The 20,494-nt window shown below is 67.1% G+C and carries 19 protein-coding genes; 12 read left to right on the top strand and 7 right to left on the bottom strand.

The genetic code is table 11. The features are described from left to right. Positions 1–345: 345 nt before the first annotated feature. Entirely contained in the window at positions 346–1,701 is a 1,356-nt protein-coding gene (locus ACP4XC_RS05070; protein WP_427173776.1) for a GmrSD restriction endonuclease domain-containing protein, read from the bottom strand. Between the two features lie 379 nt (positions 1,702–2,080). Between ACP4XC_RS05070 and ACP4XC_RS05065 the strand changes: the two genes are divergently transcribed. The 6 genes from ACP4XC_RS05065 (at position 2,081) to ACP4XC_RS05040 (ending at position 8,907) form a co-directional block, all read left to right on the top strand. After that, positions 2,081–2,974 carry a potassium channel family protein gene (locus ACP4XC_RS05065; protein ID WP_427173775.1) on the top strand — a complete coding sequence of 298 codons (894 nt, stop codon included), beginning with the start codon at positions 2,081–2,083 and terminating at the stop codon, positions 2,972–2,974. An 80-nt stretch (positions 2,975–3,054) separates the two neighbouring features. Beyond that, on the top strand, positions 3,055–3,366 hold the full coding sequence (locus ACP4XC_RS05060; protein ID WP_427173774.1) for a hypothetical protein: 312 nt from the start codon (positions 3,055–3,057) through the stop codon (positions 3,364–3,366). Between the two features lie 102 nt (positions 3,367–3,468). Then, positions 3,469–4,770, top strand: coding sequence for a hemolysin family protein (locus ACP4XC_RS05055; RefSeq protein ID WP_427173773.1), 1,302 nt, complete (start codon positions 3,469–3,471; stop codon positions 4,768–4,770). A 76-nt stretch (positions 4,771–4,846) separates the two neighbouring features. Beyond that, the gene (locus ACP4XC_RS05050; RefSeq protein ID WP_427173772.1) at positions 4,847–5,599 is read left to right on the top strand and encodes an ArsR/SmtB family transcription factor; all 753 of its coding nucleotides are present in this window, start codon (positions 4,847–4,849) and stop codon (positions 5,597–5,599) included. Positions 5,600–5,730: 131 nt separating this feature from the next. Then, positions 5,731–6,654: an SAM-dependent methyltransferase gene (locus tag ACP4XC_RS05045; protein WP_427173771.1), complete on the top strand. Its 924-nt coding sequence runs from the start codon at positions 5,731–5,733 to the stop codon at positions 6,652–6,654. A gap of 489 nt (positions 6,655–7,143) precedes the next feature. Then, entirely contained in the window at positions 7,144–8,907 is a 1,764-nt protein-coding gene (locus ACP4XC_RS05040) for an LGFP repeat-containing protein (RefSeq protein ID WP_427173770.1), read from the top strand. A 104-nt stretch (positions 8,908–9,011) separates the two neighbouring features. On the opposite strand, the gene ACP4XC_RS05035 is transcribed toward ACP4XC_RS05040, so the two are convergent. After that, positions 9,012–10,370: an MFS transporter gene (locus ACP4XC_RS05035; protein ID WP_427173769.1), complete on the bottom strand. Its 1,359-nt coding sequence runs from the start codon at positions 10,368–10,370 to the stop codon at positions 9,012–9,014. A 165-nt stretch (positions 10,371–10,535) separates the two neighbouring features. On the opposite strand from ACP4XC_RS05035, the gene ACP4XC_RS05030 reads away from it, so the two are divergent. Further along, a complete protein-coding gene (locus ACP4XC_RS05030) occupies positions 10,536–11,867 on the top strand; it encodes an MFS transporter (RefSeq protein ID WP_427173768.1) in 1,332 nt (443 codons plus the stop codon). Here ACP4XC_RS05030 and ACP4XC_RS05025 read toward each other — a convergent pair. Both ACP4XC_RS05025 and ACP4XC_RS05020 read right to left on the bottom strand, forming a co-directional pair. Beyond that, entirely contained in the window at positions 11,864–12,235 is a 372-nt protein-coding gene (locus tag ACP4XC_RS05025; RefSeq protein ID WP_427173767.1) for a hypothetical protein, read from the bottom strand. The genes ACP4XC_RS05030 and ACP4XC_RS05025 overlap by 4 nt on opposite strands. Positions 12,236–12,260: 25 nt before the next feature. Continuing rightward, a complete protein-coding gene (locus tag ACP4XC_RS05020; RefSeq protein ID WP_427173766.1) occupies positions 12,261–12,635 on the bottom strand; it encodes a cupin domain-containing protein in 375 nt (124 codons plus the stop codon). A 119-nt stretch (positions 12,636–12,754) separates the two neighbouring features. On the opposite strand from ACP4XC_RS05020, the gene ACP4XC_RS05015 reads away from it, so the two are divergent. Then, complete coding sequence (locus tag ACP4XC_RS05015; protein ID WP_427173765.1) at positions 12,755–14,566, top strand: RecQ family ATP-dependent DNA helicase; 1,812 nt, start codon at positions 12,755–12,757, stop codon at positions 14,564–14,566. Between the two features lie 46 nt (positions 14,567–14,612). Here ACP4XC_RS05015 and ACP4XC_RS05010 read toward each other — a convergent pair whose 3' ends face one another. After that, positions 14,613–14,918 (bottom strand): acylphosphatase, encoded by a 306-nt coding sequence (locus tag ACP4XC_RS05010; RefSeq protein ID WP_427173764.1) that lies wholly within the window; start codon positions 14,916–14,918, stop codon positions 14,613–14,615. A gap of 74 nt (positions 14,919–14,992) precedes the next feature. Then, positions 14,993–15,559 carry a hypothetical protein gene (locus ACP4XC_RS05005; RefSeq protein ID WP_427173763.1) on the bottom strand — a complete coding sequence of 189 codons (567 nt, stop codon included), beginning with the start codon at positions 15,557–15,559 and terminating at the stop codon, positions 14,993–14,995. Here ACP4XC_RS05005 and ACP4XC_RS05000 point away from each other — a divergent pair. Then, positions 15,534–15,941: a hypothetical protein gene (locus ACP4XC_RS05000; RefSeq protein WP_427173762.1), complete on the top strand. Its 408-nt coding sequence runs from the start codon at positions 15,534–15,536 to the stop codon at positions 15,939–15,941. The genes ACP4XC_RS05005 and ACP4XC_RS05000 overlap by 26 nt on opposite strands. Positions 15,942–16,059: 118 nt before the next feature. Here the strand turns inward: ACP4XC_RS05000 and ACP4XC_RS04995 are convergent, their stop codons facing one another. Continuing rightward, a complete protein-coding gene (locus tag ACP4XC_RS04995; protein ID WP_427173761.1) occupies positions 16,060–16,545 on the bottom strand; it encodes a hypothetical protein in 486 nt (161 codons plus the stop codon). Between the two features lie 70 nt (positions 16,546–16,615). Between ACP4XC_RS04995 and ACP4XC_RS04990 the strand changes: the two genes are divergently transcribed. The 3 genes from ACP4XC_RS04990 (at position 16,616) to ACP4XC_RS04980 (ending at position 20,247) form a co-directional block, all read left to right on the top strand. Continuing rightward, complete coding sequence (locus ACP4XC_RS04990; RefSeq protein ID WP_427173760.1) at positions 16,616–16,837, top strand: hypothetical protein; 222 nt, start codon at positions 16,616–16,618, stop codon at positions 16,835–16,837. Between the two features lie 148 nt (positions 16,838–16,985). Then, positions 16,986–18,194 (top strand): mechanosensitive ion channel family protein, encoded by a 1,209-nt coding sequence (locus tag ACP4XC_RS04985; RefSeq protein WP_427173759.1) that lies wholly within the window; start codon positions 16,986–16,988, stop codon positions 18,192–18,194. 247 nt (positions 18,195–18,441) lie between these two features. Next, a complete protein-coding gene (locus ACP4XC_RS04980) occupies positions 18,442–20,247 on the top strand; it encodes a glycoside hydrolase family 13 protein (protein WP_427173758.1) in 1,806 nt (601 codons plus the stop codon). Positions 20,248–20,494 lie beyond the last annotated feature (247 nt).

Here is a 20,494-nt window from a genome sequence, read left to right as displayed (position 1 = left end):
CAGCCATTTCCGTGGCCGTCTACGGGCTGTTTTGCGGCGACCAACATAGGTTAGGCAGCTGACGAAGAGTGACTTCACAATTAGCTGTCGTGGCAATGAATGCTGGCAGGCGATAAGAAGTTGTCAAAGTCGTATCTCCTTGCGCGGTTGCGAAGCCCATACGGCCTGTATTTCAGGCGGAAACCGCCACGATAAGTGGGGCAGGTGCAACCATCCTGTTGAACTTGTGCTGCACAATGGCTGAACCCATAGTTCGAGAGATGTTCAGCCGCTGAAGGACGTCTCATAGTGAATGCCGTGGCTACCTCCGAAGAAGGTAGCCACGGCTTTCACAGCGTCTAAAACCTATTTCTCGCACGCAATCCCGTCGGAATCGCGGTCCAGGGCAGCCCGGTAGCCTGCCTGCCCCGCGTAGATGGGAGCGGCACCAGCCACTTTCGCCGCCGCGCAGTTGGCGTAGTAGACAGCCGCCGGGGCGGGAGCAACAGGAGCAGGCGCCGGCGCAACAGCGGCCGGAGCTGGCGCCACCGGGGCAGGTACCGCCACAGCAGGGGCGGGCGCGACGGCTGCAGGCTCAGGCGCAGGAGCCGCCGCCACAGGCGCCTTCTCATTCGTCGGCGCCAGCTGGCCCGAGCAGTCGGCCAGAATCCTGGTCATCGCATCATGCTCCGCCTGGGTGACCCACTGGCTGTACGTCGCCTTTACCGAAATCTGCCGGGCAACGTATTCACACCGGAAGCCCTTGTTCGGCGGCAGCCAGGTGGCGGCGTCGCCGTCGCCCTTTTTGATGTTGGTGGGACCGTCGGTGGCCTGCAGGTTCAGTGGATCGTTGGCGAAGGCTGTCCGCTGTTCTGCAGTCAGCTGCTGTGCACCTTTCTGCCAGGCATCGCTGAGGGCCACGACGTGGTCTATCTGGACAGCGGTGCTGGTAGCACTCCCCCGCAGGAAATTGATAGTTGTGCCGGTGTACGGGTCCGCCAGCGTCCCGGACTGCACCTTGCACGGCACACTGTTCGTGTAGGTGATGCCCGTCAGGTCACGCTTGAGGATGTCATTGCGCGTGTCGCAGCCGTTCCGGTCAACGTCCGCCCAGGCCTGCCCGAACAGCGCGCGGTCATAACCAGTCTTGGGCGCGCGACCCTTGACGGGAAGAGTGGCCAGCAGGTCGATCGCCTTGGTGGCGTACGCCGGCTGTGACTTCGGCGCCGCCACGGCGACGCCCTGCGCCACCACAGACGGGTTGTCCGGGTCCAGCGGCTCACCCGTCTCCTGAACGGTTGGAGCGGTCGACGGCGTCACGGCCGCTTTCGCTGTCTCGCTCGCCGTTGCTGTGGCAGGCGAAGCGGTGGCATCGGACGAGGCGGCTTCCAAGTCCGCAGTCGCGATGCGGGGCATGGCCAGGCCACCTGCGATCACTAGGGCAACAGAGACTGCGATTGCAGCGGCTCCCGCCTTGCGCCTGGCCGGAAGCCATGCCCAGGAACGGCGGTCGGTGGCCAAGACGTAAAGGCCGGTGAGCGCCAAAGAAATGGCCAGGAAAATCAGAGCGCCACCCAGGCCGCCGCTGAGACCGCCGAGGAGCATAAAGAGTGCGGTGATGAGGCCAACGATGAAGGTGGATATGCCCGGCTTCTTCGGCGGCCTCGGACCCGGTCCGGCACCGGTTTGTGCTGGACCGAAAAGGCCCACGTAATTCGACATTGTTTCCCCATAAACAAAGGCCCGGCAATAGCCGGGCCTCATTCTTAAGCCTAAGTTCTTACTCATGAGGATCATATTTCTCCGCGGCCCCATAACCTGTGAATCTGCGGAGATCTTCACATAATCTTGATGAAGTCTTGAGCCAACCCAAGAATGTTTGTAATATACGGCCCGGCCCCTACCCCTAGGTGACCGCAGCACCCACCAAACCGAACAACGTCCCGGCCGCCAAGGCTCCCCCTTGACGTCATCCCGGTCCCCTCTGCGCGAGGGAACCGATACTGCCGGCGCGCCCACGGGCTCCCGGCACTTTGATGGTTGCCCGCTGAACACCCAAAATACGGCTGCTCCTCAGGAAGTGCCGCCTCTAAGATGAGGCATGGACTTCGAGGACACGCTCTGGACGGTTTTGGGGGCCGGGCTGGTTCTGCTGATGCTCGTTGACGTCTTCCGTACGCTGCTTTATCCGCACGGTTCCGGCCCTGTAGGCCGGACGATCATCCGCGGCTTCTGGCTGGTGTCCAGAAAACTGCGGGGCCGGGGCTCCTTCATCGCAGCACCCTTGGCGATGGCCGCCGTCATCGGCGCCTGGGCGGGCCTGGCGGCCATCGGCTGGGCCCTGCTCTACCTGCCTCATCTGACGGACGGCTTTGTTTACGGACCCGGAATTCCGCTGCGCGCCGACTTTGCCGAAGCCCTCTACATCTCCCTGGTCACTCTCTCCACCGTGGGCTTCGGCGATATCGTCGCAATCCATCCGCTGCTCAGGCTGGTGGTGGCCTTCCAGGCCGTCACCGGTTTCGGTCTGCTGACAGCGACGGTCACTTGGATCCTCCAAACGTACCCGGCCCTGAACCGCCGCCGGGCCCTTGCCCACCAGCTGACCCTGTTCAGGGAGGCTGCAGGTCCGGCCGGTGTATCGGCGCTGGATCCCAGGCATGCTGCCGGGCTGTTGGAGTCAATGGCAGCAAACGTGGCCTCGGTGAGCATAGATCTGCTGGCGTTCCATGAAACCTACTACTTCCGTGAAGTGGAGCAGCGCGGCTCCTTGCCGGCCACGGTGGCCTACGCCCAGGACCTGGCGACCCAGGCCCGGCTCAGCGAGAGCCCCGAACTCCAGTTCGCCGGACGGATGCTCCACGCGGCGCTGGACGGCCTCGCGGAGGTCCTCCGCGGCAAATTCGGCCACGCAGGAGCAACGTCGTCGGACGTTTTCGACAGCTACGAGCTGCACCACAGACACCGGCGGCCGGAGAACCCGTCCCCAAAGTAGCGTCACCGTCCCTCCCTTGTGGGCGCCCCGCCAGAGCAGTACCATCCCCTCACCGAACACCTCCGTGGAAGTGGGCATCGATGCTCGAAACCGCAGAAAACCCCGTGATCAACCGACGCCGCGACCTGATCACAGAGCTCCTGGGTGTTTGGCTGGTGCTGGCCGTCTTCCTGGACGGCTGGGCGCTGCCGGTTGCCATGGTGGGCTTCCGTCCCATCGCCATCGCCGGAGCTGCCGGAGCCACTGTGGCCGCCATCGTGGCGGACGTGCTGCTTGCCCGTCTGCCAAAGGTCTGGTTGGACCGGCGGCTGCCCGCGGTGACAGCCGGAATCGCGGCGCTCCTGTGGACGGGCCAGCTGGTGGCTTTCGCGGTGGCGGACGGGATCCGCTGACCCGTATCGCTCTGGCTGGGGGCGGTGGTGCTCAGCGCAGGGGTGGCAGCAGGCCTGGCCCTTCTCAGTTCATGGGGACCCGCGGTTCGGTAGTGTCAGGTCATGGACAGTGGCACATTGGTCAACTTCGCCTTGGTTCTCTTTTTTGTGCTGCTGGGTGGAGTCTTTGCAGGCACCGAAATGGCGCTGGTTTCCCTCCGCGAAAGCCAGGTGCGCCGGATTGAAAAGGCGGGGAAACGCGGCGCCAAGGTTGCAACTCTGGCCCGGAATCCCAATCGCTTCCTCTCCACCGTCCAGATCGGTGTGACCCTGTCCGGCTTCTTCTCAGCCGCCTATGGCGCATCCACCATTTCACCCGTTCTAGTGCCCCTGCTGGAAGGCATCGGGTTCGGCCCCGCGGCTGAGCCGGTGTCCTTTATCAGCGTGACGTTGCTGGTGGCCTATCTCTCCCTGGTGCTGGGCGAGCTGGTACCCAAGAGGCTGGCCATGCAAAGCGCTGTGGGCTTCACGAAGGTCCTGGCCCCGCCGTTGATCATCCTCTCGGAAATCATGCGGCCCGTCATCTGGCTGCTGTCCGTTTCCACCGATGCGGTGGTGAAGCTGTTTGGCGGTGATCCGCACGCCAAACGGGAGGGCATCAGCTCCGAGGAACTGTGGGACATGGTGGCGGAGAGCGACCTGCTGGAGGAAAGCAGCCGGCGCATCCTGACCGACGTGTTCGGCGCCGGGGACCGCACGCTCCAGGAGGTCATGCGCCCCCGCACAGAGGTGACGTTCATCGACGGCACCATGAGTATCGCCGACGCACGGAGCATGGTCCGGGACGGCCCGTATTCGCGTTTTCCCGTGATCGGCAAGACCCCGGACGACGTCCTGGGCTTCGTCCACATCCGTGACCTGATGCCCCGGGATGACAAGCAGGACCAGGGAATGGTGAAGGACATTGTGCGCGAGATCTTTCCGCTGCCGGGAACCAACCGGGTGCTGCCCACGCTGTCCCGGATGCGCAGGCTGGGCCACCACATAGCGCTGGTGGTGGACGAATACGGCGGCACGGACGGCATCGTCACCTTGGAAGACCTGGTGGAGGAACTGGTGGGCGAAATCTACGACGAATACGACACCGCGGCCGACCACGAGGACCGCGTCACCGTGGCCAACGGATCCATCGACGTGGACGGCGGCCTGATCCTGCAGGAGTTCGCGGCAGCGACCGGCATCACACTGCCGGAGGGACACTACGAGACAGTGGCAGGGTTCGTCATCTCCCGTCTGGGCCGCCTGCCCGTCGTCGGGGACCGGGTGGAGGTGCCGGGCCACGTGCTGAGGGTGCTCGCGATGGACCGGCTCCGGATCGCCCGGATCCGGGTGACCCCGGTGGCCGGACCGACGACGGCGGCCTGACGGCACCGCGTGACAGGGACCGGACAAACGTTGCGCACTCTAGACATGTGACCAATCGGTCACCTATTCTGGAGCCGTGGACGCCGTATTCAAGGCCCTGGCGGACCCCACCCGCCGCGACCTCCTCGATGAGCTCTTCCGCGAGGACGGGCAGAGCCTGCATTCGCTCGAGGCGCACTTCGACATGACCCGTTACGGGGTCATGAAGCACCTCAAGCTGCTCGAGGAAGCCGGCCTGGTGGTCACCCGCCGTCGTGGCCGGGAAAAACTGCACTTCCTCAATCCGGTGCCCATCCGGCTGGTCCACGACCGCTGGGTCAGCAAATATGCCGAACCATGGGCCGCTGCCCTCAGCGACCTCAAATCCAGATTGGAAAGTCCCATGGAAAAAATCTTCGAAATCTACATCAAGACCACGCCGGAGCGGCTCTGGGAAGCCATCACCGACAGCGAGATCCGCGGCAAATACCAGTTCGGGAACACCATCACGTCGGACTGGTCCCCGGGCGGCCGCTTCGAAATGGGCAATCCTAAAGCCGGCGGACTCCTGGGCGAGGGCGAGAACGTGGAGCTGGATCCGCCCCGCAAACTCGTCCAGACCATGCGCGCACTCTGGGGCGAGGACGTCAAGGCCGAGGGAACCACCCGCATCACCTGGGAGATCGAGCCGGTGGGCGATTCCTGCCACCTGACCGTCACGCACGACCAGCTCCGCGAAGGCGCCAACGAACAGCTCTACGGCGGCTGGCCGATGATCCTCTCCGGCCTGAAGACCTGGCTGGAGACCGGCGAAGTGCTCACCACGCCGGGCTCGCTCATGTACACCTGAGGCAACCGGCCCCTGCCGGGGACGGGTCCCTTCCCAGCGCCCCCGGCTCGGTCCGCTTCCATCAGCGTCCGCGGGATGCCAGAGTGAAACGGTGTCGCTCAAGAGGCTGCTTTCGGTATTGAATAGCCAGCATGACCGAATTTGAGGACCAGGGACTGCCGTTGACGGCCCTTGCTGTGGCTGCCGGCCGGGCTGTGGAAACCACCCGGCCCGATGCCCTCGCCGCCGACCCGTTCGCTACCGGTCTGGTGGAGGCCGCCCGCTCCCACGTGGACTTTCCCACGGTATGGCCGGCACACCCGGAAGCCGCCCCTCCCCTGCAGCAGCCGCTCCTGCTGGCGTCCATCTACATCGGGCTGCGGACCCGGTTCATTGACGACTTCCTGGAGCAGCGCCAGCAGACCGCTCAGGCGGTGATCCTCGGCGCCGGGCTGGATACGCGAGCCTACCGGCTCAGCTGGCCGGCCGGCGCCCGCGTCTATGAACTCGACCTCGCCAACGTGCTGGACTTCAAGGCAGCCGTGATGGCCAGCTTCGCTGCCCGACCGGCCTGCGAGCTGGTGTCCGTGACCGCAGACCTGTCGCAGCCGTGGGAACAGCCGCTCCTCGCCGCGGGCTTTGACCCGCAACAGCCCACCACATGGGTCATCGAGGGCCTGCTCCCCTACTTGAGCGCCAATGCCCAGCTAGCCACGCTGCAGGCGGTGCTGGCGTTGTCGCCGTCGGGCTCGCGGGCCGTGATCGAACGGGCGGTACCATTGCCTGCCGGCGAAGATGTGGAAGCGAAGCTGCGCGACTTCAGCGCGCAGACCGGCCTGTCCATGGGCGAACTGCTGGCCCGGGCGAATCCGCCCGATCCGGCGCGGCTGCTGGAAGCCGCCGGCTGGGAATGCTCGGAGCATCCGATCCGGGAGCTGTGCGTCCGCTACGGCCGCACCATCTCGCTCACGGCCACCGACGGGTCCGCGCAGGGGCGGCCGCTCAAGAGAGAGTCACAAGACACCGGTCAATCCCGCGGCGGCTTCGTGACCGCCGGGCTCCCGGCGCACACCTGACCGCCATCGTCTGACCGCCCCGACCCCAGCCACGAACCGACGCCGACAGCTGCACCCGCCGGCGCCTCCCGCCGTCGGGCTGGAACGACGGCGGGAGGCACCGGGAGCCGGGGACCGCAGGCCAGCCGCCAGGCGGCCCAGGATCAGCGCCGGAAATGCTCAGAAAGGGGCGGAACGCCCTGTTAAGGCAGACAGTATTCCGGCCATTTTTACGTGTCAATACGCCGTGAATACGGGCAGCGAGCGCCTTCCGCCGTCGGCTGGCAACGACGGCGGCCGCTAACCGGGAGATCCCGAACCCACGTAACGTCCCACACAGGCGCATCATCCGAGCTGTTACGTCACTTTGATAACATGGCCCCCAACAGCGCCATGGTGTGTCATACGCCACAGCGGAAGATCTGCTTCGGAGCGGTCTCAACATGATCACAGTGTTGCCGCCGCACCGGGGCCGGGCCGGGAAGTCCAGGCAACGCGAGATGACCGTAAATGATTAGCCGCACCCCCACGTCAACCCGGAGCCGGTTCGTCATGCGCGCCCTGATGGGAGCCGTATCGGCACTTGTGCTGCTACCGGCCACAGGCGCTCAGGCCACACCACTCCAAATCCCGAAGCTGCAGGTACCTGCCGTCACAAGCGTTCCCTCGGCGGCCACCGCGGACATCCAGTCAGCGGCCATCGGCTCCGGACTCGGCCCGGCGACGTCCGCCGTGATCTGCGGCCTGGCCAACGGGGGCTGCTATCAGGCCTACCAGTACGGCGAGATCCACTGGTCCCCCGCCACCGGCGCCCACATCTCCACGGGCGCCATCGGTACCGCGTGGGCCGCCCAGGGCTGGGAGAACGGCCCACTGGCCTACCCGGCCTCCAACGAGGCCAAGGGCCTGGCCGGCGGCGGCGCGTACCAGAGCTACCAGTACGGCCAGATCCACTGGTCCCCCGCCACCGGCGCGCACCCCACCACCGGGGCGATCGGCGCCGCCTGGGCAGCCCAGGGCTGGGAAAACGGAACCCTCGGCTACCCCGTCACCAACGAGGGCACCGGCCTGGCCGGCGGCGGCGCCTACCAGGCGTACCAGCGCGGGCAGATCCACTGGTCCCCGGCCACCGGCGCCCACCCCACCACAGGCGCTATCGACACCGCGTGGGCCGCCCAGGGCTGGGAAAACGGGAAACTCGGCTACCCCGTCAGCAACGAGGCCACGGGCCTCACCGGCGGCGGTGCCTACCAGAGCTATCAGGGCGGCCAGATTCACTGGTCCCCCGCGACCGGCGCACATGCCACCACCGGCGCCATCGCGGCCGCGTGGGCCGCCCAGGGCTGGGAAAACGGGAAACTCGGCTACCCCGTCAGCAACGAGTTCGTGAACGGGCCGGGCAGCGTCCAGCAGGATTTCCAAGGCGGTTCCCTCACGTGGTCGGCCGGCAGCGGCGTTGGCCAGCCGTCGTCGTCCGTCGCGCCGTCTGCGCCGGTGTCATCGCCATCCGGTGGTAAATACCCGGTCCACACGAACATCGTCTCCACTACCTTCTGGGTGGGCGAGATCTTCAACGCAAGCGTCTCGGACGGCTCGCAGGTGTGCTCCACCTACGATTCCCAGTGGGCCTACCGCCACACCGGAGTCAAGCCGTACGTGACGCCGTCCACGGCATCGGCCTGCCCGGGCAGCAGCTACGGCGGCTGCGACGGCGTGAGCTCCGGGACCACCGCGGCCACCTTCGTCTGCACCACCGAACGCCGGACCGCGGCGAACGGCTACTTCCCCACCACGCAGCCCACACCCAAGCAAAACCCGTTCTACCTCGACCTGCCGTACGACGACGTGAACGATCCCACCGCCTTCGCCCGCCGCTGCACGGACATCCCGTGGGCCGCCGCGGACAACGCCGCCACCGGCGTAAACAACTGCGCCAACAGCAGCTACAGCTACATGAAGAACCGCTGGGTCCAGCTCACGGGCCCGAACGGGAACACCTGCTACGGGCAGATCGAGGATGCCGGCCCCTCCAGCGGCTCGCTCTACCACGACGCCGGCTACGTCTTCGGCAGCGGCAACACCCGCCCCTCCAACACGCAGTTCAGCGGGGACGCGTCGCAGGGGGCCGGGATGGATGTATCACCGGCCCTGAACGGCTGCCTGGGCTTCGCCGACCTCGACGGCGACAACGATCACGTCTCCTGGCAGTTCGTGGACTCGCCCCCGGCCGGCCCGTGGACCAAGGTGGTGACCACCAGCGGACCGGCGCAGTAGCGCCTGGCACTTCGCCGGCGGGAGCGGCCCACAGCCGCCGGCGGGAGCGGCGCACTAGCGGCTACGGATGTCCGACGTCGGCGCCGCGGCTCGGGCCCTGCCGCCTACCGGCGCTCCCGCCACATCAGCGACACCGCAAACACCACCGCGCCGAGCCCCAGCATCACCAGCACCATCAGACCCCAGTTGGCCTGGTTGACGCCGGTGCCGTAGAAGATGCCGATCATCACGGTGGCTGTGATGGCGCCGAAGTAGCGGCAGGTCTGGTAGATCCCGGCCGCCACCCCGCGCTCCTCCGGCCGGGTGGACAGGTACATCCCCTGGCTGGAGGCGATGCTGACCACCCCGTACGGCACCCCCATCAAGGCGGTCAGCGCCAGCACCAGGGGAACGGCGAAGGAGGTGGTGAGCAGCCCCATGGCGGCCGAGGCAAGCCACAGCAGCACGACGCCGACGATCAGCACCCGCTTCACGCCAAAGCGGTCCATCGCGCGGACGGCGAACGGCGTCGAAATCACCGAGACGGTTGCCAGCGGCAGCATCATCAGGCCCACGATTCCCGGATCGTAGCCGCCGGCTTCCTGCAGCAGTTGCGGCAGGCCGAAGAATGAGAAATAGTAGACGCCGCTGAACACGGCGAAGCCCAGATAGACCAGCAGCAGCGGCCGGTTCCGGCCCAGCAGCCGCAGGTCCAGGAAGGGCGGGCTGAAGCGCAGCTCGCGCCACGCGAAAAGCACGGCCACCAGCAGGCCTGCTCCCAGGAGCCACCAGCGGTAATCCGGCATCACGTTCAGCAGCGCCATCATCACCAGCACCATGGAGCCGACGAAGGCCAGGATGCCGGGAATGTCCGAGTCCCGCAGCAGTTCGGACATCCGGCCACGTTCGCGGACCTCGTCGGCCGGGGCGTAGCGCCACACGATGAAGATGGCCGCGAGCGCCAGCGGAACATTGATGAGGAACAGCGCCTGCCAGCCCACCAGGCTCACCAGCAGCCCGCCCACCACCGGGCCCACGGCCGCGGCCGAGGTGTTCGCCATCTGGATCCTGCCCAGCGGCCGGCTGGACTTGGCCTGCGCCAGCTTGGCCAGCGCGCCCACCATCACCACGGCGCTGGGGTACGCGGTGGCCGTGCCGAGGGCCATCACGGCGCGGGCCACGCACAGCAGGACGAAGTTCGGCGAGAACGGGGCCAGCGCGCACGTGACTGCCACCGATGCCATCCCCAGCAGAAAGAGGCGCCGCGGGCCGAAGCGGTCCGCGAACCTGCCCATCAGCGGCTGGCCGGCCGAGGAGGTCAGGTAGAAGGAGGTGATCACCCAGGTGACCGTGGCGACGTCGAGCGAGAAGTCCGCGCGAAGCACCACCAGCGCGACGGCGATCATGGACGAGTTCAGCGGGTTCAGCGCGGTGCCCAGGCTGAGCCCGGCGATGGCGAGGCTGGCGCGGGAAGGATTGTTCACGCCCTACAGTCTTGCGCATGGTTGCCCCGGGCCACGAAATCAGGTGTCCATTGGAAAGTCATGTGAAACCCCTGCCCGGGAGTGGATAAATCAGGTAAGTTCAGTGAAGGCCCGGTGCGACGCAGCGCCGCTTCCGCACCCTCCCCCTTGAATGGATCCTTTCCCATGTCTTCCGCTGCTTCCGCGGCCAAGCGCGACCGCTTCCCGCTCGCCGCCCTGATCATCCTGGCCACGATCGGCTTCACCGCCATCACCACCGAACTTTTGCCCTCGGGACTGCTGCCCCAGATCAGCGCGGGCTTGAATGTGTCCGAGCCCGTGGCGGGCTACCTCACCGCGGGCTACGCGGCCATCATTGTGGTCACCGTGATCCCGGCCGCCCGGCTGCTGGCGCGGGCGCCCCGGCATGTTCTGCTGGTGGCACTGATCCTCACCTTCGCCGCCAGTAACGCCCTGGTGGGCATCGTGTCGGATTTCGGCGCGGCCATGGCCGCACGGATGGTGGGCGGGATCGCCCACGGGCTGCTCTGGTCCACCATGGCGCCCTACGTGTCACGGATCGTGCCAGCGCACAAGGTGGGCAAGGGGCTCGCGATCGTGTTCAGCGGAAACAGCCTGGGCCTGGCCATCGGCGCGCCCGTAGGCACCGCCCTGGGCGGCTTCCTCGGCTGGCGCGCCTCCTTCCTGGTGCTGGCCGGCTCGGGAATCCTCCTGGCGCTGCTGGCCCTCTGGCTGCTGCCGGCGGTGCGCTGGAATCCGGACACGCCGCGCCCCTCGCTGCGCATGGCCGTGGCCCAGCCGGGCGTCAAGACGGTGGCCATCGCCTGGCCGTTGCTCCTGCTGGCGCACTTCGCGCTGTTCACCTACATCGCCCCGTTCATCCGTGAAGCGGGCCTGCCCGACTACGGCATCACCCTCTCCCTCACCGTGCTGGGCGTGGCCGGCCTGGTGGGCGTCTGGATTGCCGGGATCACCGTGGACTCGCGGCCGCGCCGTTCGCTGCTGATCACGACGGCGGCAGTGGCCGTTGCGATGCTCCTGTTGCCACTTCTGGGGGTCACCATTCCGGGAGCCATGGTGCTGATGGCGGTCTGGGGCGGCGGAATAGGGGCGATCGGCATCTACAACCAGGCAGCCATTCTCCGCGCCGGACGCGACTACCGCGATGCAGCCAACGGCCTCACCGTGCTGACCATCCAGATCGGCATCACCATCGGCGCGGTGTACGGCGCCGCCGCCCTGGTCACCGCGGGTCCGCTGCTGGTGCCGGTGGCGGCCGCCGTCCCTGTCATTGCGGCCCTGGTAATGATCCTGACCGGCCGGGCGCACGCCTACGCTCCCGGGCCGAAGGAATCACGGCGTTTCCGGTCCGGGGGTCCGGGAACGGGCGGGGAGTCCGGGGGGTCCGGGGAGTCCGAGGAATCCGCAGAGCGCGCCGAGCCCACAGCCCGGCCGTCCACCGCCGCCGGGCCCGAAGAGCGCGCCACACGCTCTTAGGAGCCCTTGACCCACGCGGTCACCCAGGGCTCCGCGCCGGCTTTGCCCACCCGCACCCACCCATCCCGGGTCAGATCCTGCTGTAATTCCGCCAATGCGGCCGCCATTCCCGGCGCCCATCGTTCCTCCGGCGCCATGGGACCGACCGGCCGCGCAGCCGGAAACGTGGAGCTCTTGTAACGGGTCTTGCCGTCCACCTGCCCCACGAAACGTAGCTGCATGCTTCCATACTGCGAGCCGAGCGTCGTCAGGATCCTGGCCCACCATGAGGTGCTGCCGATCTCCTCCAGCGCTATGGTGAGCTTCTCTTCGGACGGGCCCTCCCCGGGTAGGCTCTGTCCAGGCCGGCTCGAACCGGAGGTGGTCATCGCTGGCCCGCACCCACATCGGTGATCACGGCGCCCCTTCCGGGCGGGCGGGCTCCCGCTTGGTGCCAGAGGCAGACTTCGCCACGGTGAACAGGAACGTTGAGTCCTCGTCGGCTTCCAGGCTGTGCAGCCCGTCCGGAACGATCAGCAGATCCCCCGGCTTACCCTCCCACGAGTTGGCACCGGAGCGGAGCCGGAGCAAGCCCTGAAGGACAAACACGGTGGCGTCCCCGGGGTTCTGGTGCTCACTGAGCTGCGTCCCGGACTTCATGGCCATGACAGTTTGGCGGAGCACTTTCTCGTGTCCGCCGTACACGGTGTCAGCGGCCCTCCCGTTGCTGGCCGCGACGGCCGCCGCAAGCTGTTGCCGGGCCAACGCTTCAATCGATATCTTCTGCATGAGGGCCACGGTACCCAGAACTTAGAAGGCCGGGAAGAGGATATAGGCCCGACCCGCTACTCTGGATTCCACGGCTGATGACACCCGGCCGAGGATATCGTTGCCCCGGAGCCGCCATCATGACAGAGGCCATCGCCGTCCCCGGCGTCAAGGAAGAAACCGCACCCGCCGCCGCGGCCGCCGCCGCGACGCAGCAGCCGTCCCGCGCGGACACACACGAGGCGAACACGCACGACGCCGACACCGGGCTCCGCGAGCTCGCGGCGGACAAGTTTGGCTTGCCGCAGCTCCGCGAGGGCCAGCTGGCCGGGATGCGCGCACTGGTGGCGGGACGCGACGTCCTCGCCGTAATGCCCACCGGCTACGGAAAGTCGGCCATCTACCAGGTGGCAGCAGCTCACCTTCACCGCAGCGCCGGCCACGGCCGGGCACCCGCCCCCGAACAGCCCGGCCCCACCGTCGTCGTCTCGCCACTGATCGCCCTCCAGGAGGACCAGCTCGACGGGCTGCTCGAGGCCCTGGGCGCGGACGCCGCCGCCGCCATCAATTCCTCGCACAGTGCCTCCGAGCAGGAGCGCGCCTGGGAGTCGGTGGAGCGCGGCGAGGCCACATTCCTGTTCCTGGCGCCCGAGCAACTGGCCAAGGACAGCACCGTGGAACGGCTCGCGGCCCTCAACATCCCGCTGTTCGTGGTGGACGAGGCGCATTGCGTGTCCTCGTGGGGGCACGACTTCCGGCCGGACTACCTGCGACTGGGCGACGTCCGCGAGCGCCTGGGCAATCCCCCGACGGCGGCCCTCACCGCCACCGCCTCTCCCCCGGTCCGCGAGGAGATCCAGCAGCGCCTCCGGATGAAGGACCCGCTGGTGCTGGTCCACGGCTTCGACCGGCCCAACATCCGCCTGGAGGTGGTCCGCCATCACGAGGACAAGCAGAAGCGCGCCGCCGTGGTCCAGCAGGTCGCCGGGCTGGTGCCCGAGCTGAAAGGTCCCGACCTGCTCTACGCCGCCAAACGCAAGGACACCGAGAAATACGCCGCCAAGCTGGCCAAAAACGGGCTCCGCGCCGAGGCGTACCACGCGGGCAGAACGGCCGCCGAGCGCGAGCAGATCCACCAGCAGTTCATGGATGAAGAACTGGAGGTGGTGGTGGCCACCACCGCCTTCGGCATGGGGATCGACAAGCCCAACGTCCGCTTCGTGATCCATGCCGACATTCCCGAGTCCCTGGACAGCTACTACCAGGAGATCGGCCGGGCCGGACGCGACGGCCAGCCCGCTACCGCCACTCTCCACTACCGGTCCGAGGACCTCGGGCTACGCCGGTTCTTCGGCACGCACAAGCCGGACGAAACCTCGCTGCTGGCGGTGTTGAAGGTACTGCACGACGCCGGCGCCCCTGTTCCGCGCGAGGACCTCGCCGAGCGCACCGGATTCCCGCCGCGGCGCCTCACCGGGCTGCTGAACCAGCTGGTGGAAACCCGCGCCGTCAAGGTGGGCAAACGCGGAGTCCGGCTGAGCGGCAAGGCGGATCCTGCGCAGGTGCTGGACCGCGCCGTCGAACTCGCCACGGCCCGACAGCGCATGGACAACTCGCGCATCAACATGATCCGCGGCTTCGCCGAGACGGACGGCTGCCGCCGCCAGTTCCTGCTGGGCTACTTCGGCGAAAACCTCCCGGAACCGTGCGGCAACTGCGACACCTGCGCCGCCGGTTCGGCGTACGAGGAAGACTACGACGACGACGCGGTAGGCCACGGGGCGGCCGAGGCGTTCCCGCTGAATTCCACGGTGCTGCACCCCGAGTGGGGGCGTGGGCTGGTGATGCGGCATGAGGACAGCGTGATCACGGTCCTGTTCGAGCAGGAAGGCTACAAGACCCTGTCCCGGCAGGCCGTGGAGGAGCAGCAGCTGCTCAAACGAGTGGACTGAGACACGCTGCGTCGCCTCAACACAGGACGTCGCCTCAATACAGGGCTCAGTACACCACGTCGAAGCTGCTGAACTCCCCGGTGGCCGCCGACACGGACTCGTCCACATGGTCCACGCGGCCCGGCGCCTCCGGGGACCTGAGCCAGCGCCTGAACTCCAGCACCAGGGCCTGCGGGCCCTCGGCGACGACGGCGACCGTACCGTCGTCGTCGTTGCGCACCGTGCCGGTGAGCGAAAGTTCCTCAGCCTTGCGCACAGTCCAGTACCGGAACCCGACGGCCTGGACCATACCCTCCACGCGTGCCTTCAGCCGGACGTTTGCCCCGGTGTCCCGATCTGCAGATTCAGCCATGCACCCAATCTAGCGCCGGACCGCGGAAGCCCGACAGGGACCTTCGTTCAGCTCCCGGCCCAAGCGCGGAGGAGCTACTTCGCCGGGCGCAGCGATGTGATCATCCGCCGGATGTTCCGGTACTCCCCGGTCTCCACGTACAGCTTGGCCTTCTGCAGGTACGGCAGCGATGGACTGCCGGGCGTGGTGTTGTTCGCCGGGTTGTAGCCGCTGGCGAACGTGGCACCGCTGGGTGGCCAGTTGAAGAACAGGAACAAGGGACACGCCAGGGTACCGGCCTCTTCCGGCATCATGGTGATGCCGTAGGCCGCCAGCGTGGACCGCGTGGGGGCTGCCGCGGACGCGTCGCCCCGGGTCTCAAAGACGTACCTCGGAGCCCCCTCGTTGGGCACACCCTTCTGGGCCAGCGCCGGCATCTGCTCCGAGTCGAGCACGGAGAACGGGACTTTCTCCAGGCACTCGGATCCGGTGATCACGTTCGTCTGCAGCGTGGCCATGGGCTTGCCCGCTGCGTTCGCCACCTCCACGGACGTTCCGCCGGGCGCCGGCTTCCCGGGCGTCCCCTTGATGCTCCAGTCGCCGGGGTAGTCGAACGTCAGGGTGCCGTCCGACGTCGTGAACGTCTTCCAGCCGGACGGCACCGCCGACGCCGGGAAGCTTGGATGGCCGCCGGGGGCGCCGGTTGAGGTGCTGGTGGGGACCGCGGAGGATGCGCCTGTGGCAGTGGGTTCGGCGGTTGCCGACCCGCCCGGGGATGGCGGGGCTGCCGCGCCGGGTGTCGACGCCGCGGAGGACTGCACTGAGCCGCTCGGCGACCCGGTGGGTGATCCCGCGCCTGGCGGCGCCGGCGGTCCGCAAGCGACCAGCAGAAGGGAGAGCCCGGCCGCGGCGATGACCGCGGCCCCGGAAGACGCTGACCTGGACGACGCTGACCGGGGCCCTGCCCGGGCCGTCGCCACCCCGGCCACCGTTGGCCGGGCCTTTAGCGCTGGGCGCATGCCTGCCTCCCTGCAGGACGGATGATGACTTAATTCTCGCGCCGCCCGGCAAGGACCGGAATCGATGCAAGGAGGTTTGCGGCCGAACCGTTGCCGAATCCCGCTCACCGGCGCGGCTTCAACCCGGCCCTGCCGCTGCGCCGCTACCCCACCGGGTGCAGCGAGGTGATCATCTTCCGGATGTTCTTGTACTCCGTGGTCCCCTTGTAGATCTCCGGCGTGTCCACGTTGGGCTCATTTCCCGGTGTTGTGTCGAAGGGGTCATAGCTGCCCGAGAACGATGCCTGGTTGGGCGGCCAGTTGAAGGTATGGACAATCGGGCAAGCTGTCGGTCCGGTGGGATCCGGCGTCGAGGTGATTCCGTACTCGAAAATGCTCGTCAGCTTGGGATCCGTGGCCTCGGCATTCATCCGCGATTCGAAGGTGAACCGCGGGGTGACGCCCGCCTGCGCCAGTGCCGGCAGGGGTTCAGAGTCCAGAATCGAATAGGGGTACTTCTGGGCGCATTGGCCCGCAGTGACCACATTGGTGCGCAGGGTGGCCAACAACTTACCCCCGGGGCTCCGGATCTGCAGGAAAACGCCGCCGCTGGACGGCACATCACCGGCCGGGTCCTTGATGGTCCACACGTCGGGCAGGTCGAAGGCCAGCTTGCCATCCTTCGTCGTGTAACTCTTCCAACCCGCCGAAGTCGTGCTCGTGGCCGAGGCGCTGGCGGACTCGGAAGCGCTGGTGGACGCTGAAGGCGAGCCGGTGCCGCTGGCAGTTGCGCTGGGGGTCGTGGCCGCGCTGCTGGATGGCCCGGAGGTCTGTGGTGCGGGGGCGGACGGCCCACAGGCTGCCAGCATGAAGGCAAGGCACAGTATTCCTGAAATCGTTCCGGAAACCGCCACGACGGACGAACGCATCTATTTCTCCTGAACTTCATGAGACCGCGAATAGTTCCTCAATTGTGAACCCGGGGCAACCCCTTCCCAAGCCATAAATCCAATCGATGCCTAAATGTTGCAGCTCACTTAACCCCCTCAGGGATTTCGGCGCCCGGCCGAACCGGGGTAAAGCTTAAGCAATGCAAGAGCTCCTAAACCCAGCAATGCCCTTCCTGGCCATGGCCTGCGCCGTGGCCGCCGGCCTGGTCCTTTCGTGGCTGATCCGCAAGATCGTCCTCCGGCTCAACCGCCGCCGTCCGGAGCTGCAGGCGACCTCCCGGGTGGCCCGGCTCCCCCTGCGGTTCGCCCTTTGCCTGATCGGCGTCCGGACCGCTTTGGCGCTGACCGTGCACGAGGGCGGGTGGCGCGGCCGGGTGGACCACCTCCTGCTGATCGCCCTGATGGCATCCATTGCCTGGCTTGCGGTGGCCATGCTGCTGATTGTGGAGTCCATGGTGCTTTCGCGCTACAGCGTGGACGTTGCGGACAACCGGCGCGCCCGCCGCCTCCGAACCCAGATGATCCTGGCCCGCAGGATCGGCGTGGCCCTCATCGTGGTGCTGGCCCTGGGCAGCGTGATGCTCACCTTCCCCGCCATCCAGGCACTGGGCGCGGGGTTGCTCGCCTCGGCCGGGGTGATCTCCATCGTGGCCGGCCTTGCCGCGCAAACCTCCCTGGTGAACGTGTTCGCCGGCATGCAGATCGCCTTCACCGACGCCATCCGCGTGGATGACGTGGTGGTGGTCCAAAAGGAGTGGGGCCGGATCGAGGAAATCACCCTGACGTACGTGGTGGTGCACATCTGGGATGACCGCCGCCTCATCCTGCCCTCCACCTACTTCACCACCACGCCGTTCGAAAACTGGACGCGCCGGCAGTCCGAGGTGATGGGCACCGTGGAGTTCGATCTCGACTGGCGCGCCCCGGTGGAGGACATGCGCGCCGAGCTGAAGACCGTGCTGGCCGGAACGGACCTCTGGGACGAACGGGTGGGGATCCTGCAGATCACCGACGCCACCGGCGGCTTCGTCCGGGTGCGCATCCTGGTCAGCGCCGCGGACAGCGCCGCGCTGTTCGATCTCCGCTGCCTTGTCCGCGAAGCCATGGTCACGTTCCTGCGGCAGGGCCATCCCGAGTCACTCCCCCACACGCGCTGGGAATCCGTGGGAGCAATCCCGCCGGCCAAGCAGGCACCAAAGACCGCCGGCGTCTCCCGGCCGCACACGGACCCGCACGAGTCCCAACTGTTCACCGGCTCGGTGGAAGCGGTGGAACGCTCCCGTGCCTTCACCGGCCCCGGCGAGGACGTGTTCGAGGACCGCGACAAGACCCTCTCCTCACGGAACTAGCCCCGCTCCCCACGGCATCAGCCCGCGTTAAGGCTCGCCGCCCCGGGAACTACCGCACCGTCGTCGGACGTTCGAGAAGGCCTTTCCAGCCCGCCCGATCTGTTCAATAATCAAACCGAGCCCCATCAAACCGAACCCCATCAAACCGAAACCCCGGCACCCAGAGCCACCGCGGCACCGCCGCACCGCCGCCGCCCCACCGAGTCCCACCATCAGAGCAGCGCAAGCAAACTGAGGAGACCAGGCCATGACCACCCACGTGGATCCCACAACGGAACGTCCTATCAGCGAGGCAGCGGACGCCGATGACGAGGTGACCACGGATCCCGGCTGGTTCCGGAAAGCGGTGGTCTACCAAATCTATCCGCGCAGTTTCGCCGATTCGGACGGCGACGGCATCGGCGACCTCCCCGGCATCATCAGCAAGCTGGACTACCTGCAGAAGCTGGGGGTCGACGTCCTCTGGCTTTCCCCGATCTACACCTCACCCCAGGACGATAACGGCTACGACATCAGCAACTACCGCGATGTCGACCCGATCTTCGGCTCCCTGGCGGACCTGAAGAAGCTCACCGACGGGCTGCACGCCCGGGGCATGAAGCTGGTGATGGACCTGGTGGTGAACCACACCTCCGACGAACACCCCTGGTTCATCGAGTCCAGGTCCTCCAAGGACAACCCGAAGCGGGACTGGTACTGGTGGCGCCCGCCGAGGGAGGACAAGGAGCCCGGCGCCGGCACCGCCTCCACCGGGGCCGAGCCGAACAACTGGGGTTCGGCATTCTCCGGGCCGGCCTGGGAGTACGACCAGGTCACCGGCGAGTACTACCTCCACCTGTTCTCCAGGAAGCAGCCGGACCTGAACTGGGAAAACCCCCAGGTCCGGGCGGCCGTGTACGAGATGATGAACTGGTGGCTGGACCGGGGCGTGGACGGCTTCCGGATGGACGTCATCAACTTCATCTCCAAGAACACCGCCCTGCCGGACGGTCCGAAGGCGGATGGCATGCTCTTTGGCGACGGCAGCCCCTATTTCATGTCCGGGCCCAGGATCCACGAGTTCTTGCACGAAATGCACCTTGAGGTCTTCGCCGGCCGGGACAAGCCGCTCCTGACCGTGGGCGAGATGCCCGGTGTCACCGTGGAGGACGCCGTCCTGTTCACCGACCCCGCCAGGCGGGAGGTGGACATGGTGTTCCAGTTCGAGCACGTGGCCCTGGACCAGGAGGAAGGCAACAAGTGGCGGCCCAAGAAGCTGCGGCTCACCGACCTGAAGGAGTCCCTGGGCCGCTGGCAGGAGGGCCTGGCCGAGACCGGCTGGAACAGCCTCTACTGGGGCAACCACGACCAGGCCAGGGCCGTGTCCCGCTTCGGCGATGACAGCCCGCAGTACCGTGAGCTCTCCGCCAAGATGCTCGCCGGGATCCTGCACCTGCACCGGGGCACGCCGTATGTCTACCAGGGCGAGGAACTGGGCATGACCAACATGAGCTTCGGGGCCATCAGCGACTACCGCGACATCGAGGTCCTCAACCACCACCGCGAAGCCACCACCCACCTGGGCCACACCGACGCCGAGGTCCTCGCCGCGCTGGCACCCCTGAACCGGGACAACGCCCGCACCCCGGTGCAGTGGGACGCCAGCCGCCACGGAGGCTTCACCACCGGCTCCCCGTGGATCGCGGTCAACCCCAACACCAGCCACATCAACGCCGCCGCCCAGGTGGACAACCCGGACTCGGTGTTCAGCTTCTACCGGAAAGTCATCGCCTTCCGGCACACGGAACCCGTGGTGGCCGAGGGTGATTTCAGCATGCTGCTTCCCGAGGACGAGCACGTTTACGCGTTCCGCCGCTCACTGCCCGGGAGCCAGGCTTCCGCCGGTGTTGAACTGCTGGTGCTCGGCAATTTCTCCGCCGCCGAGCACACAGTGGACATCGGGGACGACACCTGGGTCAGTGCGGAACAGGTTTTGGGCAACTATCCAGATGATGCCTCACTTCATCTTCGGCCCTGGGAGTTGAAGGTCTTCCGCAGACAGGGCCACAGCTAAGCATCACTTCAAGCCAAGCATCAGGTCACCAGCCAAGCAAGGGAGCACACCGTGACTATTCCACCGTTGCCCGAACCCGAGCCTTTCCCGCCGGAACCGGGCCCCTCGGGACCACCGGACCCGGACAATCCGTTTCCGCCCAACCCGCCCGATCCCACGCAGCCGCGCCCGCCGCGCCCCGAGCCTCATCCGGGGCCAGGACCGGGACCTGGGCCCTTGCCGCTCCCGGATCCCGGGCCGGTCCCGC

The sequence above is a fragment of the Arthrobacter sp. 92 genome (genome assembly GCF_050260325.1).
Classification (GTDB): Bacteria; Actinomycetota; Actinomycetes; order Actinomycetales; family Micrococcaceae; genus Arthrobacter.
This window is presented reverse-complemented; position numbering and strand designations above follow the sequence as displayed.

Coding starts and splice junctions, on each gene's coding strand:
- ACP4XC_RS05070 (WP_427173776.1), bottom strand. CDS start 1,701: ATGTCGAATTACGTGGGCCTTTTCGGTCCAGCACAAACCGGTGCCGGA.
- ACP4XC_RS05065 (WP_427173775.1), top strand. CDS start 2,081: ATGGACTTCGAGGACACGCTCTGGACGGTTTTGGGGGCCGGGCTGGTT.
- ACP4XC_RS05060 (WP_427173774.1), top strand. CDS start 3,055: ATGCTCGAAACCGCAGAAAACCCCGTGATCAACCGACGCCGCGACCTG.
- ACP4XC_RS05055 (WP_427173773.1), top strand. CDS start 3,469: ATGGACAGTGGCACATTGGTCAACTTCGCCTTGGTTCTCTTTTTTGTG.
- ACP4XC_RS05045 (WP_427173771.1), top strand. CDS start 5,731: ATGACCGAATTTGAGGACCAGGGACTGCCGTTGACGGCCCTTGCTGTG.
- ACP4XC_RS05040 (WP_427173770.1), top strand. CDS start 7,144: ATGATTAGCCGCACCCCCACGTCAACCCGGAGCCGGTTCGTCATGCGC.
- ACP4XC_RS05030 (WP_427173768.1), top strand. CDS start 10,536: ATGTCTTCCGCTGCTTCCGCGGCCAAGCGCGACCGCTTCCCGCTCGCC.
- ACP4XC_RS05025 (WP_427173767.1), bottom strand. CDS start 12,235: ATGACCACCTCCGGTTCGAGCCGGCCTGGACAGAGCCTACCCGGGGAG.
- ACP4XC_RS05020 (WP_427173766.1), bottom strand. CDS start 12,635: ATGCAGAAGATATCGATTGAAGCGTTGGCCCGGCAACAGCTTGCGGCG.
- ACP4XC_RS05015 (WP_427173765.1), top strand. CDS start 12,755: ATGACAGAGGCCATCGCCGTCCCCGGCGTCAAGGAAGAAACCGCACCC.
- ACP4XC_RS05010 (WP_427173764.1), bottom strand. CDS start 14,918: ATGGCTGAATCTGCAGATCGGGACACCGGGGCAAACGTCCGGCTGAAG.
- ACP4XC_RS04985 (WP_427173759.1), top strand. CDS start 16,986: ATGCAAGAGCTCCTAAACCCAGCAATGCCCTTCCTGGCCATGGCCTGC.
- ACP4XC_RS04980 (WP_427173758.1), top strand. CDS start 18,442: ATGACCACCCACGTGGATCCCACAACGGAACGTCCTATCAGCGAGGCA.